The organism is Alkalibacterium sp. MB6, assembly GCF_009935905.1.
Lineage (GTDB): Bacteria > Bacillota > Bacilli > Lactobacillales > Carnobacteriaceae_A > Alkalibacterium.
Map to the genome: position 1 here is coordinate 1 of NZ_PREX01000077.1, position 401 is coordinate 401.

Sequence of the window (401 nt, forward strand, 5' to 3'; positions counted from 1 at the left end):
TTAAGATAAATTATTAAATAATCTTCAGCCTGAATAATTCACACTTTTTCTACTAATGGTAACTAACGTTGTCCTAACAACTATTTGCTTGATTCATTTTTTCACCCATTGGGTGATGAAAAAAGAACCCCTTTCTGATATGGTTAATTTACTACAACAACCACAGAAAGGAGTTCTCTCAATGGTTACTTTACAAGAAAACACAGTTAAATTCAACAATCATTTAATCGTTTCTCATGACGGTGGTCGTTTATCAAGCGACTCCGGTCTGATACTAATCGATGAGTTAATGGATGCCTTTAAGTTTACACAGCTCTCTGAAGCAATTGTTTTGTTTAAGGAAAATCGTAAATATTGGATGCATTCAAATCACAAAATTTTAAAGCAACTGGTGTTACAAA

The 401-nt window shown here is 32.7% G+C and carries 1 protein-coding gene; it reads left to right on the plus strand.

The genetic code is table 11. The features are described from left to right. Window positions 1-181: 181 nt before the first annotated feature. The coding region (locus tag C3945_RS11740; protein WP_202623373.1) for a transposase at window positions 182-401 on the plus strand (220 nt) is incomplete at its 3' end.